Annotated in this window: 17 protein-coding genes; 8 read left to right on the top strand and 9 right to left on the bottom strand. The window is 39.9% G+C overall.

Translation table 11 applies throughout. From position 1 onward, the window contains the following. Positions 1-7: 7 nt before the first annotated feature. Positions 8-1,102, bottom strand: a complete 1,095-nt coding sequence (locus DX873_RS10330) for an acyltransferase family protein (protein WP_116184363.1) — start codon at positions 1,100-1,102, stop codon at positions 8-10. Continuing rightward, positions 1,102-2,919: a sodium:solute symporter family protein gene (locus DX873_RS10335; protein ID WP_116184364.1), complete on the bottom strand. Its 1,818-nt coding sequence runs from the start codon at positions 2,917-2,919 to the stop codon at positions 1,102-1,104. Before DX873_RS10335 ends, DX873_RS10330 begins: the two co-directional genes overlap by 1 nt. Positions 2,920-3,027: 108 nt before the next feature. On the opposite strand from DX873_RS10335, the gene DX873_RS10340 reads away from it, so the two are divergent. From DX873_RS10340 to DX873_RS10350, 3 genes are all read left to right on the top strand, one after another. After that, positions 3,028-3,750, top strand: coding sequence for a sulfite exporter TauE/SafE family protein (locus DX873_RS10340; protein ID WP_116184365.1), 723 nt, complete (start codon positions 3,028-3,030; stop codon positions 3,748-3,750). A 194-nt stretch (positions 3,751-3,944) separates the two neighbouring features. Beyond that, a complete protein-coding gene (locus tag DX873_RS10345; protein WP_147296644.1) occupies positions 3,945-4,940 on the top strand; it encodes a helix-turn-helix domain-containing protein in 996 nt (331 codons plus the stop codon). 89 nt (positions 4,941-5,029) lie between these two features. Then, complete coding sequence (locus DX873_RS10350; RefSeq protein ID WP_116184367.1) at positions 5,030-5,866, top strand: CPBP family intramembrane glutamic endopeptidase; 837 nt, start codon at positions 5,030-5,032, stop codon at positions 5,864-5,866. A 43-nt stretch (positions 5,867-5,909) separates the two neighbouring features. On the opposite strand, the gene DX873_RS10355 is transcribed toward DX873_RS10350, so the two are convergent. Next, positions 5,910-6,638 (bottom strand): LytR/AlgR family response regulator transcription factor, encoded by a 729-nt coding sequence (locus tag DX873_RS10355; protein WP_116184368.1) that lies wholly within the window; start codon positions 6,636-6,638, stop codon positions 5,910-5,912. A 5-nt stretch (positions 6,639-6,643) separates the two neighbouring features. Continuing rightward, positions 6,644-7,696 carry a sensor histidine kinase gene (locus DX873_RS10360; protein ID WP_116184369.1) on the bottom strand — a complete coding sequence of 351 codons (1,053 nt, stop codon included), beginning with the start codon at positions 7,694-7,696 and terminating at the stop codon, positions 6,644-6,646. Between the two features lie 220 nt (positions 7,697-7,916). Between DX873_RS10360 and DX873_RS10365 the strand changes: the two genes are divergently transcribed. Beyond that, positions 7,917-9,341, top strand: a complete 1,425-nt coding sequence (locus tag DX873_RS10365) for a S41 family peptidase (RefSeq protein ID WP_181899472.1) — start codon at positions 7,917-7,919, stop codon at positions 9,339-9,341. A 1-nt stretch (position 9,342) separates the two neighbouring features. Continuing rightward, the gene (locus DX873_RS10370; RefSeq protein WP_181899473.1) at positions 9,343-10,431 is read left to right on the top strand and encodes a serine hydrolase domain-containing protein; all 1,089 of its coding nucleotides are present in this window, start codon (positions 9,343-9,345) and stop codon (positions 10,429-10,431) included. A 39-nt stretch (positions 10,432-10,470) separates the two neighbouring features. Here the strand turns inward: DX873_RS10370 and DX873_RS10375 are convergent, their stop codons facing one another. The 3 genes from DX873_RS10375 to DX873_RS10385 all read right to left on the bottom strand — a co-directional run bounded on the left by DX873_RS10375 (position 10,471) and on the right by DX873_RS10385 (position 13,440). Further along, the gene (locus tag DX873_RS10375) at positions 10,471-11,445 is read right to left on the bottom strand and encodes a PD40 domain-containing protein (protein ID WP_116184372.1); all 975 of its coding nucleotides are present in this window, start codon (positions 11,443-11,445) and stop codon (positions 10,471-10,473) included. A 117-nt stretch (positions 11,446-11,562) separates the two neighbouring features. After that, on the bottom strand, positions 11,563-12,333 hold the full coding sequence (locus tag DX873_RS10380; RefSeq protein WP_116184373.1) for a LytR/AlgR family response regulator transcription factor: 771 nt from the start codon (positions 12,331-12,333) through the stop codon (positions 11,563-11,565). Further along, positions 12,334-13,440 (bottom strand): sensor histidine kinase, encoded by a 1,107-nt coding sequence (locus DX873_RS10385; protein WP_116184374.1) that lies wholly within the window; start codon positions 13,438-13,440, stop codon positions 12,334-12,336. A gap of 63 nt (positions 13,441-13,503) precedes the next feature. On the opposite strand from DX873_RS10385, the gene DX873_RS10390 reads away from it, so the two are divergent. Continuing rightward, complete coding sequence (locus DX873_RS10390) at positions 13,504-13,986, top strand: hypothetical protein (RefSeq protein WP_116184375.1); 483 nt, start codon at positions 13,504-13,506, stop codon at positions 13,984-13,986. Here the strand turns inward: DX873_RS10390 and DX873_RS10395 are convergent, their stop codons facing one another. Further along, on the bottom strand, positions 13,987-14,505 hold the full coding sequence (locus DX873_RS10395) for a DinB family protein (protein ID WP_116184376.1): 519 nt from the start codon (positions 14,503-14,505) through the stop codon (positions 13,987-13,989). Between the two features lie 196 nt (positions 14,506-14,701). On the opposite strand from DX873_RS10395, the gene DX873_RS10400 reads away from it, so the two are divergent. Together DX873_RS10400 and DX873_RS10405 are read left to right on the top strand one after the other, a co-directional pair. Further along, positions 14,702-15,658: a TolB family protein gene (locus tag DX873_RS10400; RefSeq protein ID WP_116184377.1), complete on the top strand. Its 957-nt coding sequence runs from the start codon at positions 14,702-14,704 to the stop codon at positions 15,656-15,658. 5 nt (positions 15,659-15,663) lie between these two features. Then, the gene (locus DX873_RS10405; protein ID WP_147296645.1) at positions 15,664-16,335 is read left to right on the top strand and encodes an alpha/beta hydrolase; all 672 of its coding nucleotides are present in this window, start codon (positions 15,664-15,666) and stop codon (positions 16,333-16,335) included. 133 nt (positions 16,336-16,468) lie between these two features. On the opposite strand, the gene DX873_RS10410 is transcribed toward DX873_RS10405, so the two are convergent. Further along, complete coding sequence (locus tag DX873_RS10410; RefSeq protein ID WP_116184379.1) at positions 16,469-17,200, bottom strand: isochorismatase family protein; 732 nt, start codon at positions 17,198-17,200, stop codon at positions 16,469-16,471. Between the last annotated feature and the right edge of the window lie 95 nt (positions 17,201-17,295).

Here is a 17,295-nt window from a genome sequence, read left to right on the forward strand (position 1 = left end):
CACTCAATCAAACCTTTATAAAAATCTTTCTTTTGTAAAGGACATAGGCCAGAAAGCAATAAAATGATACCACGCTAAGGCCATATAACAGGGAAGAAAATTCCAGGGATAAAAAATCTTGGACATATATGGTGTTGAATAGCCATCTGTGCAATGAGGTTCCTTCCTCTACCTGAATCATGTAAAACAGCTTTGTGATAAAGCTGGACAGGAAATAAACAACAATGGCGTTGGCACCAGCATACTTGAAAACACTTCCAAATTTGATTCCTTTAACATCGGTCAAATAATAGATGAGTGATAATACAATATTGGCCCATCCCGCCGTGACCAGTACAAAGCTACTCGTCCACAATGCCTTGTTTATGGGGAATACTATATCCCAAAGGTGTCCTACTATCAACAAGCTTCCTCCCAGACCAAATAGAATTGTTGTTTTCTTTTCTTGGTTGGAGGTCAATATCAGTCCGGTAAAAATTCCTAAAAGAGAGCTAACAAGGGCCGGAATGGTGCTGAGAAACCCCTCGGGGTCATAGTCAGGTTTGTAATTGTGCGTGCCAAAGATTTTTACATCAAGATAATTGGCCAGATTGTTTGGAGCTCTTTCCAAGGTAGATGCTACTCCTTCCACGGGTACAAATGTCATCAAAAGCCAATATCCAACCAATAGAAAAATTGTAGTGCCGATTAATTTTTTCCAATCCAAGTTCAAAAAAAGAATGGCTGCAAAAAAGAACACCACACCGATGCGCTGAAGCACTCCTGGAAATCTAATTTGGGCGAATTCCTTTATAAAAGGAAAGCTTATGGTGAAAGCTCCAAGAAAAAGTCCCAGTCCAATAAGTTTTAATGCCCTAATTGAAATCTTTTTATAGGTGGCAGTATTCGCTTTTTTGTTTTGATAGGCAAACACAATGGAAGTCCCAACAATGAAGAGAAAAAAGGGAAATACAAGGTCAGTTGGTGTATAACCGTGCCATTCTTTATGCAACAAAGGGGCATAAACATTTGACCAGGTTCCCGGGGTATTTACCAAAATCATCAAAACGATGGTCATGCCCCTAAAAATATCAACCGAAATAACCCTTTTACCCAATCCCATTATAACACCGATCCTTTAATGTTGTTCCATACCCGTACAAGCAAAAATCCTGAAATTATGACCACAACAGTCAATATTATAGCGCTTGTAGTTTTACCGTAGATCCAATATCCTGTTGCAAACATGGTTGAATAAATCAATACACAACCCAACAACATGGCCAAGATGCCTGAAGGCACGCTCCATTTTTCCTTTTTGACATCCAAGGTCACATTATCATTCTTTGCCTGCTCCATTATCTTGTTCCAACCAGGCCCACCGGGTCTTATCTTCTTATAAAAATCATACAACACCTCCTTGCTTTCCGGTTGGGTAAGGAAAGTGGCTGCAAGCCAAAAAATTGATGTTATAAGCACAATTGCGGGAAGTCTGCTCCAAAATGGGAAAATCCCATCAACAGCTCCATCTCCAAAAAGATAGGTCCCAAGGGAGGAGAAGTTGAAAGCAAAGCTGACAATTGCCGCAGTGAACATGGCAGAGATTTCGCTCCACGCGTTTATTCTCCACCAGAACCATCTAAGAATGTAGACCAGGCCTGTTCCGGCACCAAACTCCAAAATAATGGAGAATAATTGGGTAGCATTGGTCAAGTATAGCGCAAAAATTGCACTAAGAACCATAAGAATCACAGTAGTAAGCCTACCTACGTTAACCAATTCTCTTTCTGAAGCATTTTTATTGATCTGTTGTTTGTAAAAATCATTGACCAAATAGGATGATCCCCAATTTAAATGGGTGGAAATAGTACTCATATACGCCGCTCCCAATGAAGCCAATACAATTCCCAAAAGGCCACTGGGCAGTTTTATGAGCATTGCCGAATACGCCAAATCATGCCCTAGTTTGTCTTCTGGAACATTAGGAAAAGCCTCGGATATACTAGCAATGTCTGGATATATCACCAATGAGGCCAAGGCTACCAAAATCCATGGCCATGGACGTAGTGCGTAATGCATTATGTTGAAGAAAAAAGTAGCTCCAATGGCATGGTTTTCATTCTTAGCGGCCAACATCCGTTGAGCTATGTAACCTCCTCCACCTGGCTCACCTCCCGGATACCATGAACTCCACCATTGAACAGCCAAAGGAATAATCAAAATGGCAATTACATTGCTCGAATCTGAAAAATCCGGAAGTATGGAAAGCTTATCCTTTACATTTTCATGGGTGAGCATTTGTTCTATTCCGCCCACTTCAGGTAAATTGATCAAGTAATACGCAGCGCCCACCGCACCTGCAATGGCCACGAAAAAAAGAATAAAATCAGTATAAACCACTCCTTTGAATCCTCCGATTGCACTAAAGATTACCGTGATGACCCCTCCCATCAGAATAGTCTCCACCGGTTCAAGACCCAACATTATTCCTCCTATTTTGATGGCGGCCAAGTTAACTGCCGAGAGTGCAAGAATGTTAAAAAGAAGGCCAAGATAAATGGACCTAAACCCTCTTAGAAAATGTGCCGGTTTTCCTCCATAGCGCAAGTCGTAAAATTCCAGGTCTGTAAGCACCTCTGATCTTCTCCATAGTTTTGCGTATACAAAAACGGTAAGGAGCCCTGTCAACAAAAATGCCCACCAGCCCCAATTGGCAGAAACCCCACTTTTTCTAACAAAATCCGTCACCAAATTTGGCGTGTCGGTGGAAAAAGTAGTGGCCACCATGGAAAAACCCAAAAGCCACCAAGGCATATTACGGCCTGATAAGAAAAACTCTGAAGTGTTTTTTCCGGATTTCTTTGATACGTAAATTCCTATGAAAAGAACTAAAGCGAAAAATCCGAATATTATGAAATAATCTAAAGTTTGAATATCCATTTGGTTATGATTGGTCTGCTTTTAAAGGTAAAATTTTTTAGAATACCTTTGGTTTTTGTTCGCTAAACACCAATTTTGGTTCTATATATAACTTCTGAACCGTTATGGATGGCGTGGCTTTTGGCCGCTACAGCTACCTTTTTAATGGGCACATCAAAAGCCGGTTTAAAAGGGATGTCCATTTTTAACGTAACCCTAATGGCCCTTGCATTTGGTGCCAGACAATCTACAGGAATATTTATTCCCTTGCTCTTGGTTGGTGACGTTTTTGCAGTAATCTACTACAACAGACATGCTCAATGGAAATACCTGTTAAAGTTTCTTCCCTGGATGTTAATGGGCATTTTGTTTGGTGTTTTTATGGGCAAGGACCTGCCTGAAAAAGAATTCAAATTGGGAATGGTAGTGGTAATCTTCATTAGTTTGGGCATCTTGCTTTGGTGGGAAAGAAGGAAATCTTCCCGAGTTCCTACACATTGGTTCTTTTCTGGATCTATAGGGATTATGGCAGGAATTTGTACCATGATCGGGAATTTGGCAGGTGCTTTTACAAACATTTTCTTTTTGGCCATGCGCTTACCTAAAAATGAATTTGTTGGAACGGCAGCATGGCTCTTTTTCATTACAAACTTGTTCAAACTCCCATTTCATGTTTTTGTCTGGAAAACCATCACCCCGGAAACTTTACTTATAAACTTGCGATTGGTTCCGGCAATATTGGTTGGGCTTTTAGTTGGTGTTTTTATTGTGAAAAGAATCAATGACCGAAACTATAAAAGGTTTATTCTCATTGTTACTGCCATAGGAGCCATAGCCATTCTTTTTAAATAATTGTTGATTCAATTGCATTGACCCCATGACCCCATGTTGCTTTTTGTAGCCGATAATCAAACTGTGGTTTCAGAATTACCAGTGCCAAATCTCAATGTGAATTTAGTATCTTTTGCCTTGCAATCTTAGACAGAACACGCATAAACCTTCTTATAGACTTAGACTTGAAATTTCTTTCAATCATAAACTTAATCGTGGCAGTACAGGCTTTGTTTCTGAGCTTTCATTTCATGTTAAAATCGAAAGGTGTAAGTGTGCTCAACAAGTTGCTGGGCCTATTGTGTTTTTGTTTTGGCCTACTTGTAATGAACACCTATTTAAATCTTAGTGGTTTAATTTCAAGCATCCCTTTTTTTCAGGATATTTCCAACAATTCCATGTGGTTTTGTGGACCTGCACTGTACTTATATGTTATCCATTACGGATATAAAACGAGAACAAATTTAATATTGCTCAATACCCTTCCCTTTCTTATTCCGGCCAGTATAAATATTTTCCTTGAGTGGCCCTGGTTTGAGCAAATAATCCCATTTGTGGCTTATATTCAAATAAGCTTGTATCTGTTCTTGGCACTTAAATTTTTGGTTTTGAACTACTCAAGTGCCAAACAATTCTACAATTGGATACTCCCCTCCATCTTGGTCTTTGCCGTTATACTACTAACAAATTTTGTGTTATCTATATTGCTTTTGGCAGGAATAGAGGTGTTGCCCAATGCGGTTTTACAGAGCTTTACCACATTTTTGGCCTTACCCATATTTTTTCTGGCGTATAAGGAAATGAACGCCAAACACGATTTGGGAATTGTGCCTGAAAAATACAGGTCGACCTATATCTCAAATGAAAAGTCAAGTTTGTATCTAGAAATGATTGAGAGTGCCATGAAGCAAGACAAGCTTTTCCTTCAACCAAAACTTACCCTTCAATCATTTTCTCAGCATTTAAATGTTCCGCCAAAATATGTTTCCCAAACCATCAACCAGAATTTAGGGATAAGTTTCACGGAATATTTGATTGGTTTTAGAATAGAAGAGGTTAAGTCAAAGTTGATGGACCCAAATAATGCTCACCTTACCATATATGGAATGGCCCAGGACTCCGGGTTTAACTCGGCCAGCAGATTCAATTTTCTTTTTAAGAAGCATACCGGTTACACTCCAAAGGAGTTTCAAAAGCTTCATTCAGCCTAAAATCATATCCTATATCATGATATAGCACATGATCTATTTGAGGCCATTAGCGGTTGTGCCTAAGTTTGAGTTTTCAAAATTTCCCTGTTATGACAACTAAAGCTTCAAACATAAAAAATCAACTGCTGTTATTCTTTGGGCTGACCTATGGTATTTCTTGGCTTCTTTTCTTTGTGGGGCACCAGACTCAAATCATACCCATTATCATACTGGGAATATGGGCGCCATCCATAACATCTGTAATACTTACCGGGTATTTTTTTGGTAAAAAGGGGATATCCCAACTATTCAGCAGATTTAAAAGAACCCGTATTAAATGGTATTGGTGGGTCTTGCTCTTACTGCTTCCCGCGGCAATCCATTTTACTGGGCGTTCTTTGTGGCAGCTTTCATATGAGGGAGCGCTAAAGCCAGATATTTTAAATATATCATACTGGATGGGAGCAATTATTCCTTCATTTCTTATTGCCGGTTTTGGCGAGGAACTGGGGTGGAGAGGTTTTGCCCTTCCCAGATTGCAACGGAACTTCTCGCCAGTAACTGCTTCACTAATCTTGGCCACAGTACACTTGCTATGGCATTTGCCAACCTATTGGTTGGGTCAGGGGATGCACAATGTCCCTTTTGTTTACGTCCTGGCCTTTGTGTTCCCATGGACATTTATCTTCAATTGGTTGTACAACAAATCTGGAGGAAGTTTACTATTTGCCGTTGGGTTCCATGCTATTTCCAATGCTTCTCTTTCCATTGTTAGATTTATGCCCTGGGACGGGGATGTGCCGATTACCCCTGAATTATTGACACAAGTATCTTTCCCTGTTGAATATGGAGGTCCGTATTTAACGGTTTGCCTGATATACGTACTTGTTGCACTGGCCGTTATTTTTAAAGGAAAGTTCAATCAAACCAACACGGATATCCCATAGAGGTTCTTAATCGCAAAATGCACTTGGAGGGTTTGTTTTTATGCTAAACCTTTCCCTTGTCCACCATTGCAAAAAAGGCTTCGCGATACGAACCGCTAATGGGCAATTTAGATTCGCCAAGATGCACTCTATTGTTCATGATAACATCTATTCTGGACAGTTGAACAATGTAAGATTTGTGAATTCTGACAAAACGGTCCTGTGGTAACATGTCGAGCGTTTCTCCCATTTTGCCCAAGGCCATCACTTTTCTATCATCCAATTGATAATTGACGTAGTTGCCGGAGCCTTCAAGAAACAGAATGCTGTCCAGATCTATTCGGTCAATTTTGGTTCCGTGTTTTACAAAAATGTGATTTTGATGAAACTTGGCATCGGGTTTCTCATCCGTTTGAATAACATTCTGGTTCTTGGAAACCATCACCCCATGGAGTTTGTCCACACACATTACAAAACGATCAAATTCAATCGGTTTTAAAAGGTAGTCCACAACATCTAATTGGTAGCTTTCAACAGCGTACTCGGAATACGCTGTGGTCAATACAAACTTGGGCTTTTGGTTCAGGGATTTTATGAGCTGTATGCCAGATAGATTTGGCATATTGATGTCGAGAAAGACCACATCGACCTTTTGTTGTTTCAGAAAATCGAATGCCTTGATGGGATTCCTAAAGCTGGCCATCAGGTTTAAAGATTCCATGCGTTGCACATATTCCTCCATGATTTCAATGGCTCGGGGCTCATCATCAACTATAATACAATTGAATTGCATACTACTCAAAATTGAAGGGTTAGCTTCACATGATAATTATCTCCATCATCCTCAACCTCCAGCTGGTGCTTATCTGGATAAAGCAAGGCAAGCCTCCGTTTAACATTCGTAAGGCCTACTCCAGAATTTCTCTCTATGGTTTCGGTATTAAATTTACGATTGGATATATTGAAAACCAACATGTGGTCCGTTGCGGTAAGTGACAAATGAATATAAGATTTATGCTCTATTTGAATTCCGTGCTTAAAAGCATTCTCCACAAAGGGGATAAAGATTATGGGAGCTATCCGCACAGATGGATTCTTAATATCCAAGTTTATTTTTAAATCGATGGGGTCTTCTTCGGAGAACCTAAATTTCTGAAGTTCTATGTAACTGTTGAGGTATTGAATCTCCTTCGCCAAAGTAACTTTTTCCACATTACTGTCATAGATCATATACCGCATCATGTGCGATAATTTGGCGATGCCGTCCGCAACGGTCTTGTCTTCATGTTTTCTGGCTTCTGCATAAAGATTGTTCAACGTATTGAAAATAAAGTGCGGATTGATCTGCGCCTTCAGAAAATTAATTTCGGTATTGAGCTTTTCCTGAATTATCTCGTTTTTGAGCTTTTCGTTCTTAAACCAATCTTTGGTAGATCTATATCCAAAAGCGATAAACAGACAAACAAAATGAAAAAAGAGACTATACCCTATTAAAGCCAATCCTTTTTGTATGGGGTGTTCAAAGAAGGAATTGAGAATAAAATAATTAAGGGAAAGAGGCGCAATTAGCGTAGATACAAACCAAAGTGTAAGACTTATAGTGGATCTGGTCTTATTTTTTGATTTCATCCACGCTGGTATGACCCAATAGATGGCCCCATAAAAAAGAAGGGCTTTAAAAAAGATGTGTAGAAGCGTAACCGCTAAAAAGACCCTGTTGTACTCTTTAAAATAGGAAAAGCCTTCTTCTGTTTTAACTATCCTGATTTTGATACCAAAATTTGAATAGGAAATATAGAAGACAAGTGCCCAAAAAAGGATGTGCAAAAAAGGCTCAATAAACTTTCTCATAGTAAAACAGCTTGCCTGGCTAAAATTATGAATTCAGAATTGTTGCAAAAGTTTATTTGACCAATCCTTGAGTATTAGTTGTAAAATGGAATCTTTCTTATGTGTCGCGGTTCAAACTTTAAAACCTGTAAGTTGAATAATTTCCATAGCAGTTAAAATAAATCATTTGGGGAAAGTTATGGCCTCGACTTCATTTGGAATCGATTTTAACTTAAACCCTATGAAGCACACAAGAAAAAGCATAGCGACCATTTTGGCCCTTGTCTACGGAATTGTTGCATACACACAAGACCTGGACAAAAGCTATGTAAACAAAACAGTGAACAAAATTATCGATGTAATTGATAAAAACTACATCATTCCTGAGCTCAAGACCGAAGTGATTTCCGATATATCGGCCAACCTGGAGCAAGGAAAATACCATAACCTTCCCGACCATAAAAGTCTGGCCAAAACCCTTACAAGGGATTTAAAAGAAAGCAGTGGCGATTTTCATCTGTATGTGGTCGCCAAAGCTTCGGATGTCGAGGAAAAAACTTCACCGGTAAGACAAATGAGGAGGATGTCCCCAGACCCAAAAGCGTTTGAAAACTTGCTGTCCTATACCATACTTGAGGGTAACATTGCCTATCTGAAGATTCCTTTGTTTGCTCCTCTGGAATATATAAAAGAGGACTTGGATGCATTCTTGGAGACCACACTATCAGCAGATGCCATTATTGTGGATGTAAGGGATTGCCCAGGGGGATCTGGAGAAACCTTGGCCTATTTGGCCGGGGGTATAGTGGCAAAGGAAACACATTTGACTACCTACTACAGCAAAACGGAGCAGCAAAGCCTTTATACACCAAAAACCAAGTTTGGCCCTATAAATGATAAGAAAGAAGTATTTGTTCTTACTAATGGCAATACAGGTTCTGCAGCGGAAGGATTTGCTTTCTACCTCCAGCAAATTGGGCGTGTTACGGTAGTAGGGGCGCCTTCGGCCGGTGGAGGAAGGTCCAATGAATTCTTTCCTATCGATGATGTTCTGGATTTATCCGTTTCAACACGAACTTCTGTAACTCCCAATGGAAAACAGTTTCAAGGAGTTGGTGTACAGCCTGCCGTTTTTACTCCTGAAAACAATGCCCTAAAACAAGCTCAAATTCTGGCGCTTCAATCCCTCCAGGAAAAATCCCCTGAGCAGAAGCCCCTTTATAAAAACCTCTTGAAAGAAATTGGAAAAGACCGAATGAAATATCAAAGAGGAGATAAGCAAAACATCACAAAAACTGTTTTGGGCTATTTGGAAAATTTCTTTGAGAACAATACAGAAGAAATGCTCAAATATCTACACCCCCAATTGGCTAAACGTGGAATTTCCAAAAAAAGAGGGGAAAGCGCGCTCTTTTTCCAAGATATGGAGATGGATGAACTAAAAGCCATGTTGGAAAGAAAGCCAGCTTTTCCAATGGAAAAGCAGCAAAACAAGGTAGAAATACAGGATGTTTTTTTCAACTCGGCAAGTGTAAAGGTTACCACTGGCTACCCTGGAAGAATGGAATGGATAGAGTACATCCACCTTTTTAAACTTAATGGCGAATGGAAGATTGCCAACATACTTTGGGATTATTTCCCTCGAAAAAATCAAAAAACGAAATAATATGAAAAAGACACTTTTATGTATCGCCTTTTCAATTTTGGGCGTATACAGCTATGGCCAACGAAGGCCCCTGCACAAAGCAGTGCCGTTCAAAGATGCCAATGCAGCTAAAGCCTATTTGCAAAATCAGGCTGACAGTCTAAAATTCTCGGGGAATGTTTTGGTTATGCAAAATGGAAAGGATTTGATCAAAGAATCCTATGGATTGGCCAGCAAGGAAAAAAACATCCCCATAAACATAGACACCAAGATCAATTTAGGGTCCATCAACAAGGCCTTTACTGCTGTCTGTGTTCTACAATTGATAGAAGCTGGTAAAATCAATTTTGAGGACAAGATAACCAAGTATATCCCAGAGCTAAAAGCTAATATGGCCAATGAGATAAGCATCCGTAACCTCCTTGAAATGAAATCAGGTCTTGGCTCTTATTGGGATTCTCCCATTTTTCTGGATAACTACAAGAATCTCAGAAACCTTGAAGATTATGTTCCTATCATTGCGGCCTATTCACTTTCTTCAAAACCTGGAACCGAACGGCAATACAGCAATTCAAGCTATGAGTTATTGGGAATTCTTGTGCAACGGGTCAGTGGTCAAAACTATTATGACTACGTTCGGGAAAATGTCTACAAAAAGGCAGGAATGGTGAACACTGATGCCTTTGAAAGAGATAAATCCGTTCAAAACCTTGCCCAAGGATATTCCAAATTCAAAGTTGGGGAAGATTTTGAAACCCAATTGCCTCCAGAAAGACAATATGCCTTCAACTACAATGTAAATGACCGTAGCCCGGTAAAGGGAACTGCAGCCGGGGGAGGTTTCTCAACTGTAGACGACATGAAGCAATTTGTTTACACCCTAACATCCAACCAGTTATTGTCCAAAACTTCCACAGACCTATTGATAAATCATTTTAGGGACAGTCCAGACCGTAATCCTGTTTACAACATAAGAGGTGGATCAACCGGAATTAACTCCGTGGTTTTTTACAATGCCTCAAAAGACCTGTTGATCATTGTTTTGTGTAATTATGATCCTCCTGTCGGTTCCGAAGTGGCCAGACGTTTAATTGCAACATTCAATTCATAAATGGATAAAGAGGGAAGGACTCGACTTTGTAAGTTTTCATCAATCAACATGCCAGGTCGGAAAGACATTGTTGACCCCATTATTGGTCAACTGCTTAAGCCCTTCCCCATCCGATCCAATAGTGAATATTTGAAACGTATCTGAATTTCTTTTGGATGAAAAAGCAATTCTTTTACCATCTTGAGACCAAGAAGACCCATAAAAAATTGGTGGGGCTCCCTGATAATAGGGAACAAAAAGGTTTCGCTTATGTGCCTGGTTGCTGGTAAGGTTCCTCCTTTGGCTTCCATCCAAGTTCATAGTATATAGATCAATATATTTTCTCTTAGCGCTGTGATGCAGTACATGGAATGCTATTTTGCTCCCATCTGGAGACCATGAAAAACCAAACTCATCAATATCTGGGGTTTTGGTCAAATTTTTCACATTCCTTCCATCCGCATCCATAATATAAATATCCGAGTTGCCCAATCTGTCCGAACCAAATAGGATTTTCTTTCCGTCATTAGACCACTGGGGTCCAAAATCGGACCCTTTGGTGTTGGAAATGTTTATATCGGACGACCCATCAACAGCCATGATGAAGATTTCAAAATCCCCTTGAAAGTAAGGGGCGCTTTTAGTGTCTACTTTGTTGTAGGCCACTTTCTTGCCATCTGGTGACCAAGACCCAACATAAGTATAGTGCGGCCCCTTGGAGAATTTGCGCTGTTGGCTAAAATCATTGTTGGCAATGGCAATCTTGTACCCTCCGTACTTATAGGTTCCAAAAATCACCTGTTTTCCATCAGGAGAAAATTTGGGGGAACTATTGGCCCTTCTGGGCACGGCATCAAACGTATGTTGCTCCACGTCTGAACCATTAGGGTTCATTGAGAATATTTCAAAGGAAGGAACTCTCTTATTCTCCATTTCTGAATCAAAATAGATACGTTCATTTCCTCGCTCTTGCCCTGAACATGAAGAACTCAGACTCAAAACTATTCCAAAGAATATCTGGTGGATTAATCGCATATGAATTGAAACTTGTTGGAGGTCAAAATACTATCTAATCCTTCAAGGGAATTGCTTTTTGTGATGTACGGTGAAATTGGTGAAAGTCGGTTTAAGACCCGTCTTCAATCCTACGGGTCAACTGTTGTTTTCCTCAAGATAAGATACAATATTAGCCTTGTAAGACCTTCCAGAGGTGAATTCCAAACCCGTCTTTAGCCTTATTTTGTAGTAGGAGTTTCCCATATACCGACATGATTGGATATACCTTTTGCTGAGTATCAAAGATCTATGGACCCGTAAAAACTCCCCGGCAGAAAGCTCTTTTTCCATGGCGCTGATTGTGGCCCTATACAGATGTTTAGCTGAATCTGTGTGCAGTTCCAAATAATTGCCCTCCGACTTAAGGAATATTACATCTTCGGTGCTTATTCGTAGTAATCTTCCGTTCTTTTTTATAGTGAAATCTGTTCGGTGGTCAACGTCCTTTATTTGTTTGATCTCTTTGAAAAGACCGCTCAATTTTTCACCCAGTTCATAGGCTTTGTTTGTCTTCTTTATTTCCTGCATCCGATCAATGGATGCATCCAAGCGTTCTTGGTCAAAGGGCTTTAAGAGATAATCCACTGCATTGATTTCAAAAGCCTTTAAAGCAAAAGAATCGTAAGCGGTGGTAAAAATCACATAGGGTATCTTTTGAAGTTTTTGCAACACCGCAAAGCCATCAAAATCTGGCATTTGAATGTCCAAGAAAACAAAATCGGGTTCCTTTAGTTGTATACGCTCAATGGCCTCCTTGCCATTCCTGCATTCGGCCACGACCAGAATGTTGCGGTGCTTCTCCAACAGTTTAATGATCCGCTGTCTTGCCAAATACTCGTCATCTATTATAATACACCTCAATTGCATCTAAACTGTTTTATAGGGAAGGGTGATCTTGGCATTGAACAGCTGGGAATTGACTCTACCACATTCAAATTCAAACAGATTCCCATAGATTCCTTCCAAACGTTGTCTAATATTTTTGAGTCCAACTCCGGTTCCATGATTTTTTGTTGTTTCGCTATCATTTTCCAACGTATTGGAAACTTGAATCTGGACAAGTTCACTTCCGAGCACTTTTCCCTGTCCTTTTTTAATTTCGATGGTGATTTTACCGCTTTTTACCGCAGGAACAACCCCATATTTAATGGCGTTTTCAACTAGGGGCTGTAATATCATGCTGGGAAGCTTGGCGTCCAGGATATCTTTGGGAACGGTATAGTGAACCTGCATTTTATCCGCGTAGCGGATTTCTTCCAAGTCCAAATAATCTTTAATAAAGTCCAACTCTTTCTCGACTGTGGTCATCTGGTCCATTTCATTTTCCAACATACTTCTTAAAAGGCTCCCGATTTTGGTCAGCATTTTTTGGGCCTTCCGCGTATCAATATCTATCATTGAAGAAATGGAGTGCAGTGTGTTGAACAAAAAATGCGGATGCAATTGCATCTGGAGGGTACTGATCTGAGCTTGAATAAGTGCTTGCTGATTTCTAAGATATTGTTTTTGATAGTTTGCGCCTACAAAGACAGCAACAATGACCAAAAGCTCAATAAAACTGGAAAAACTGCCAACCGCTAAGGACACAATCCCATTGGAGCCAAAAAAATCCTTCATGTACCCTGAATCCAAATAATAAATCACATCATACAATTTAGTGGCCAAGGCCCTGTGGAGTAATGGAATGATCAACAAACTGAGTACTATTCCAACCCAATCCAACTTGGTCTTTCCCTTTTTAAACAATTTGAGCGCCACCCATCCTATCCAAGGAACAAACAACAACCATAGTGTGTAATTGGCAACTATCTTTAAGCTGATGAATCCCCAGCTAAATGGAAAATTGTAGTTGTTCACCAAGTGGTCCGTGTATTCCCGTGCAATGAAAAAACAGCAAACCACCAAAATGGCCACTCCCATCTTTCCAATGGAAATAGGCAAATTTTTATAACTTTGGGAGAGCTGCTTCAGCATACCATCAATTTATCTTTCTAAGGTATAAAATGAATCCGTCAAATTTTCCATTTTCCTAAAGCGATGAAATACGTCCACATTTCCGGTTTGATTCTGATTTTGTTGTTCGTTTCCTGTAAGAACAACAAAAAGGAAGTAGTCTCCGATGATTCAAAAACCGAACAGACCTTAAAAGATATTAGCGAATTGTCCTATCAGGAAATCTTTTATTTGCTTCATAGTGAAGAGGAATATGGCATTGATTATCATGGCGAAGCTTTTGGTCAGGATGCGTCTCATAAAGTCATTTTGGTCAATCTAGCATCTGATGGCTGTGGAAATGGAGTGGCACTACGGAGCACTGAGGATAAAATGACCCTTCAAGCTGCAGTGAAAATCTCTTTTCGTTTCCTTGGGAACCCAGCCAATGAAATGTATAGACTATATTCAGTAAAACCGGAAGAAACCATTCCCGTAGGCCATTCCAAACTTTGCTACAATGGTTCAGAATATATTATCCAAAGGGAAATAGTCTCGGCCGGTTTTGAGGAACAAAATGAAGATTAACTACCAACCTCCGGATGGACCGGGGGCCACACCTTTCAATCTTGTGTAAATTGTACTTTTTCCATGTTCGCGTTGTAGATGGGAAGTCATGATGAGAATCGATTGTAGTCTTGACATTTTATTGCCGAAAAACTCAATCTCCTCTGCAAGATCCTCCTCTTTGAGCTTCTCCATTCCTGAGCGGATAAAAGCGAAAGAACCTTCCATTTGCGATATCACCTCCTTTTTCACCTTGGTTCCCGTTACTGGATTTGGGTCTGGAGAATTTAGTTTGACCACAGAGGCGAATAGGTAATTTGCCCCAGATGTATGTGCCATTTGCTCTGAAAAATCACGTAGCTCAGAAGTAGGTTTAAAGGTGTAGTGCTCTTCGGGCATGGCTTTGGCGGTTTCCACAACCATTTTGGTCATGCTATCCCAAGCTGTTAGCATACTTTCCTTTTTTACTTGTGCTTTTGAAGTGCCGAACGACACTAAAAGCAATAGGGTAAAACACCCTTTGACAATCATTTTTTTCATAAAAAGACGAATTTTGGTTCATTCAAATCTAGACCCACATAGGTTTCTTTTTCAGAACAAAGTGACCGACGTTTCTTTTTGGGACAAATGCAGCATAAAAGTGCTTAGTTGGTCACATTCTAGGCAGTTTATCACAATCCATTAGACAAAACTCCTTCTCCATTCTATTTTCGGATTAAATTCAAAATCCAGAAAAATGGGAGAAATCAAAAACAAGCTAATCTTAGTTTTCTTTATAGGTTTAATGGCAATGTCCTGTCTTCAAAACCCTAAACAAGACAAACAAAATAACCAGCCAAGTGAAAAGGCCACTACTGAAATTGAAGAGAAGGAAAAAGATACAATAAAAGGGACCCCGGACCTGGGACCACACTTTAACCCTAAGGGAAACGAAATTGCTTATTATTCATATGTGGGAAAGGATCAATCGGCCTCAAGAATTTTCATTTCTAACCTTAATGGCAATACAACTAGAGAAGTTTCAGCTTTGGATTCCATAGGATTTCATACGGAACCCAAATGGTCTCCTGATGGAAAAAGAATTGCGTATACCAATTTTCTGGAAGAAGGCGCACGAATAATGTGTATCACTTCAAACGGAGAGGAACTGACCAAACTGGCCACAGTGTCGGAAGACGGATTCCACATGTTCAGTTCGTGGGACTTGGATGGTGAGGGATATTATTTTTTTCATTGGCCCAAGGAAGCATTTACCCCTGATGCATATTACGCAAAGGGCGAAAAAGTGGAAAGGCTAACAGAAAATGGAAGGACAAACAGGCCTCAAATGACCAAAAGTGGTGCGTTGTACGTGAACAGAATTGATGATCTGGAAAATTATATTGCCACCAAACAGTTGTTCAACAAGAAAACAAAAAGCACTAAAGATATGCCAGAATTGGAAGCAGAGTTTATTACTGGTGATCATGCCCTTAAAACTGTTGCGGATGAAAATTCGACCATTTTTATATTGGAAGATTTGCAGGGAAACGACCTAAAGGAGTTGGGGCGGGTTCCCTATAAGGGAATCATGTTTACCGTGCTAGATGAAGCGCTAAAATATATAGCCTACAACACCAGTTTTGAGGACGGTGCTGAAATTCACTTAATGGAAGTAGCCACAGGAAAAATCACCAAGCTCACACAAAATTGATCATCATGAATTTCTACAAAACAAAACGACTTTTTCTGTGTCTGCTATTTGGGATCATCTCCTATCAAATGTCGGCCCAACAAAAGGTCATGGAGCTTGGAACGGGAACTAACAAACTGTTGGTTCGCATCACAATGCCAGACAATTATTCTCCTACTAAAAGCTACCCCGTATTATTGGGGCCTGGATTGGATGGAGGAAATCTTGAAACAGGATGTAGGTTTTTTGGTCCAAATCCGGAGAAACATGGGTGGATTTTGGTGGAGAGCCTTGTTCATATGAAATCTAGAAAAATGGTCAATGTTCTACTGAACCATTTAGAGGCACATTACAAAATAAAAGCCACCGTCATTCTTGGATTTTCTGCTAATAGCGTTGCTATGTTTGAGATTGCCTCACAGTTCCGTGACCGCATACACGGAGTGGTGGGAATGCCAGGAAATCCAGCTATTGGAGCCTCCGAAAAACTGAAGCTGTTCGCTAAAACCAAAATAACAATGATTGTTGGCGAACGAGACACTTATTGGAAAAAAAGAGCACAAAAGGCCAACAAAGCCATGGATGAACTTGGAATTTGGAACAATCTTGTCATTGTGCCCAAAGGAGGGCATATTTTGGATGAATTTGCTGGAAAACCTCTTTTTTCGGTATTGAACAAGATGGTTTATGCAAAATGAAACGCCGCTTCACATTGCGATCCCTATAAATTATACATGGTGTTTTATTCAAAAAAAAGTAACCCTGTCCGAAATGGACAGGGTTACCAACCTTTAAACTTTATGTTTATCTGTTATTTTGCTACAACACGGTTTACTTAAAAAGAGCTTTAAATTCGTTGGTGGTGTACACGTGGCTTGCCACGAATCTGTAGTTAATTTCAGCTGCAACGTTTCCATCATAGCCGGGAGCAACAGCTGAAGCTGTGGCATCCTTTACAACTGCCACTTCAAAACCATCTTCAAGTAATTCTCTTAGGTGCGATTCTACACAAAGGTTTCCTGACATACCTGCCAAAACCACTTTGTCTATTTTTTGTTTTCTCAATTGAAGAGAAAGATCATTTTGCTCCGGTCCATAAACTTTGTGTGGGCCAACAACGGTTACAAAGTCCTTTTCGATATATTTTTTATACCGTGGCAACCAATCAGCGCCAGATCCTTCAAAACCTTTTTTATTCAATTGGTCACCACGGTCAAACATACCAATGTCGTGCATCAATTTTTCCAAAGCCCCTTCAAACTTCCATTTGTGGTCATGCTCATAATAATAATGTGGCGAAATGAATACTTTTACTCCATTGGCTTCTGCAATTTGAAACAAAGTTTCCAGATTTTCAACGGTCTTGTTTTTCATCACGCTTTCTCCTATCACGCCCCAGGTTACTCCATCTGGGCTTAAAAAGTCATTTTGGGGATCCGTGATTACAATTGCTGTGGTTCCATCAACTTCAAATCCAGGATCAGGTATTTGAGCAAACAATTCTGAACTTGAGCCAACAAGTACAGCTAGAATTAGTAAGGTTTTTGTAAGTCTGTTTTTCATCTTTTTTGATTTTGCGTTTTACTATATTTTTTTCGGTGTTTGATGGTTACTTGACATTTACTTCAGTAAAATGTCGTCCTACAAACATTACTTAT

Source organism: Flagellimonas nanhaiensis (assembly GCF_003382275.1).
Taxonomy (GTDB): Bacteria; Bacteroidota; Bacteroidia; order Flavobacteriales; family Flavobacteriaceae; genus Flagellimonas; species Flagellimonas nanhaiensis.

Excerpts from the sequence above, each read along its gene's own strand:
- DX873_RS10330 (WP_116184363.1), bottom strand. The coding sequence starts at position 1,102 with ATGGGATTGGGTAAAAGGGTTATTTCGGTTGATATTTTTAGGGGCATG.
- DX873_RS10335 (WP_116184364.1), bottom strand. The coding sequence starts at position 2,919 with ATGGATATTCAAACTTTAGATTATTTCATAATATTCGGATTTTTCGCT.
- DX873_RS10340 (WP_116184365.1), top strand. The coding sequence starts at position 3,028 with ATGGCGTGGCTTTTGGCCGCTACAGCTACCTTTTTAATGGGCACATCA.
- DX873_RS10350 (WP_116184367.1), top strand. The coding sequence starts at position 5,030 with ATGACAACTAAAGCTTCAAACATAAAAAATCAACTGCTGTTATTCTTT.
- DX873_RS10355 (WP_116184368.1), bottom strand. The coding sequence starts at position 6,638 with ATGCAATTCAATTGTATTATAGTTGATGATGAGCCCCGAGCCATTGAA.
- DX873_RS10360 (WP_116184369.1), bottom strand. The coding sequence starts at position 7,696 with ATGAGAAAGTTTATTGAGCCTTTTTTGCACATCCTTTTTTGGGCACTT.
- DX873_RS10365 (WP_181899472.1), top strand. The coding sequence starts at position 7,917 with ATGAAGCACACAAGAAAAAGCATAGCGACCATTTTGGCCCTTGTCTAC.
- DX873_RS10370 (WP_181899473.1), top strand. The coding sequence starts at position 9,343 with ATGAAAAAGACACTTTTATGTATCGCCTTTTCAATTTTGGGCGTATAC.
- DX873_RS10375 (WP_116184372.1), bottom strand. The coding sequence starts at position 11,445 with ATGCGATTAATCCACCAGATATTCTTTGGAATAGTTTTGAGTCTGAGT.
- DX873_RS10380 (WP_116184373.1), bottom strand. The coding sequence starts at position 12,333 with ATGCAATTGAGGTGTATTATAATAGATGACGAGTATTTGGCAAGACAG.
- DX873_RS10385 (WP_116184374.1), bottom strand. The coding sequence starts at position 13,440 with ATGCTGAAGCAGCTCTCCCAAAGTTATAAAAATTTGCCTATTTCCATT.
- DX873_RS10390 (WP_116184375.1), top strand. The coding sequence starts at position 13,504 with ATGAAATACGTCCACATTTCCGGTTTGATTCTGATTTTGTTGTTCGTT.
- DX873_RS10395 (WP_116184376.1), bottom strand. The coding sequence starts at position 14,505 with ATGAAAAAAATGATTGTCAAAGGGTGTTTTACCCTATTGCTTTTAGTG.
- DX873_RS10400 (WP_116184377.1), top strand. The coding sequence starts at position 14,702 with ATGGGAGAAATCAAAAACAAGCTAATCTTAGTTTTCTTTATAGGTTTA.
- DX873_RS10405 (WP_147296645.1), top strand. The coding sequence starts at position 15,664 with ATGAATTTCTACAAAACAAAACGACTTTTTCTGTGTCTGCTATTTGGG.
- DX873_RS10410 (WP_116184379.1), bottom strand. The coding sequence starts at position 17,200 with ATGAAAAACAGACTTACAAAAACCTTACTAATTCTAGCTGTACTTGTT.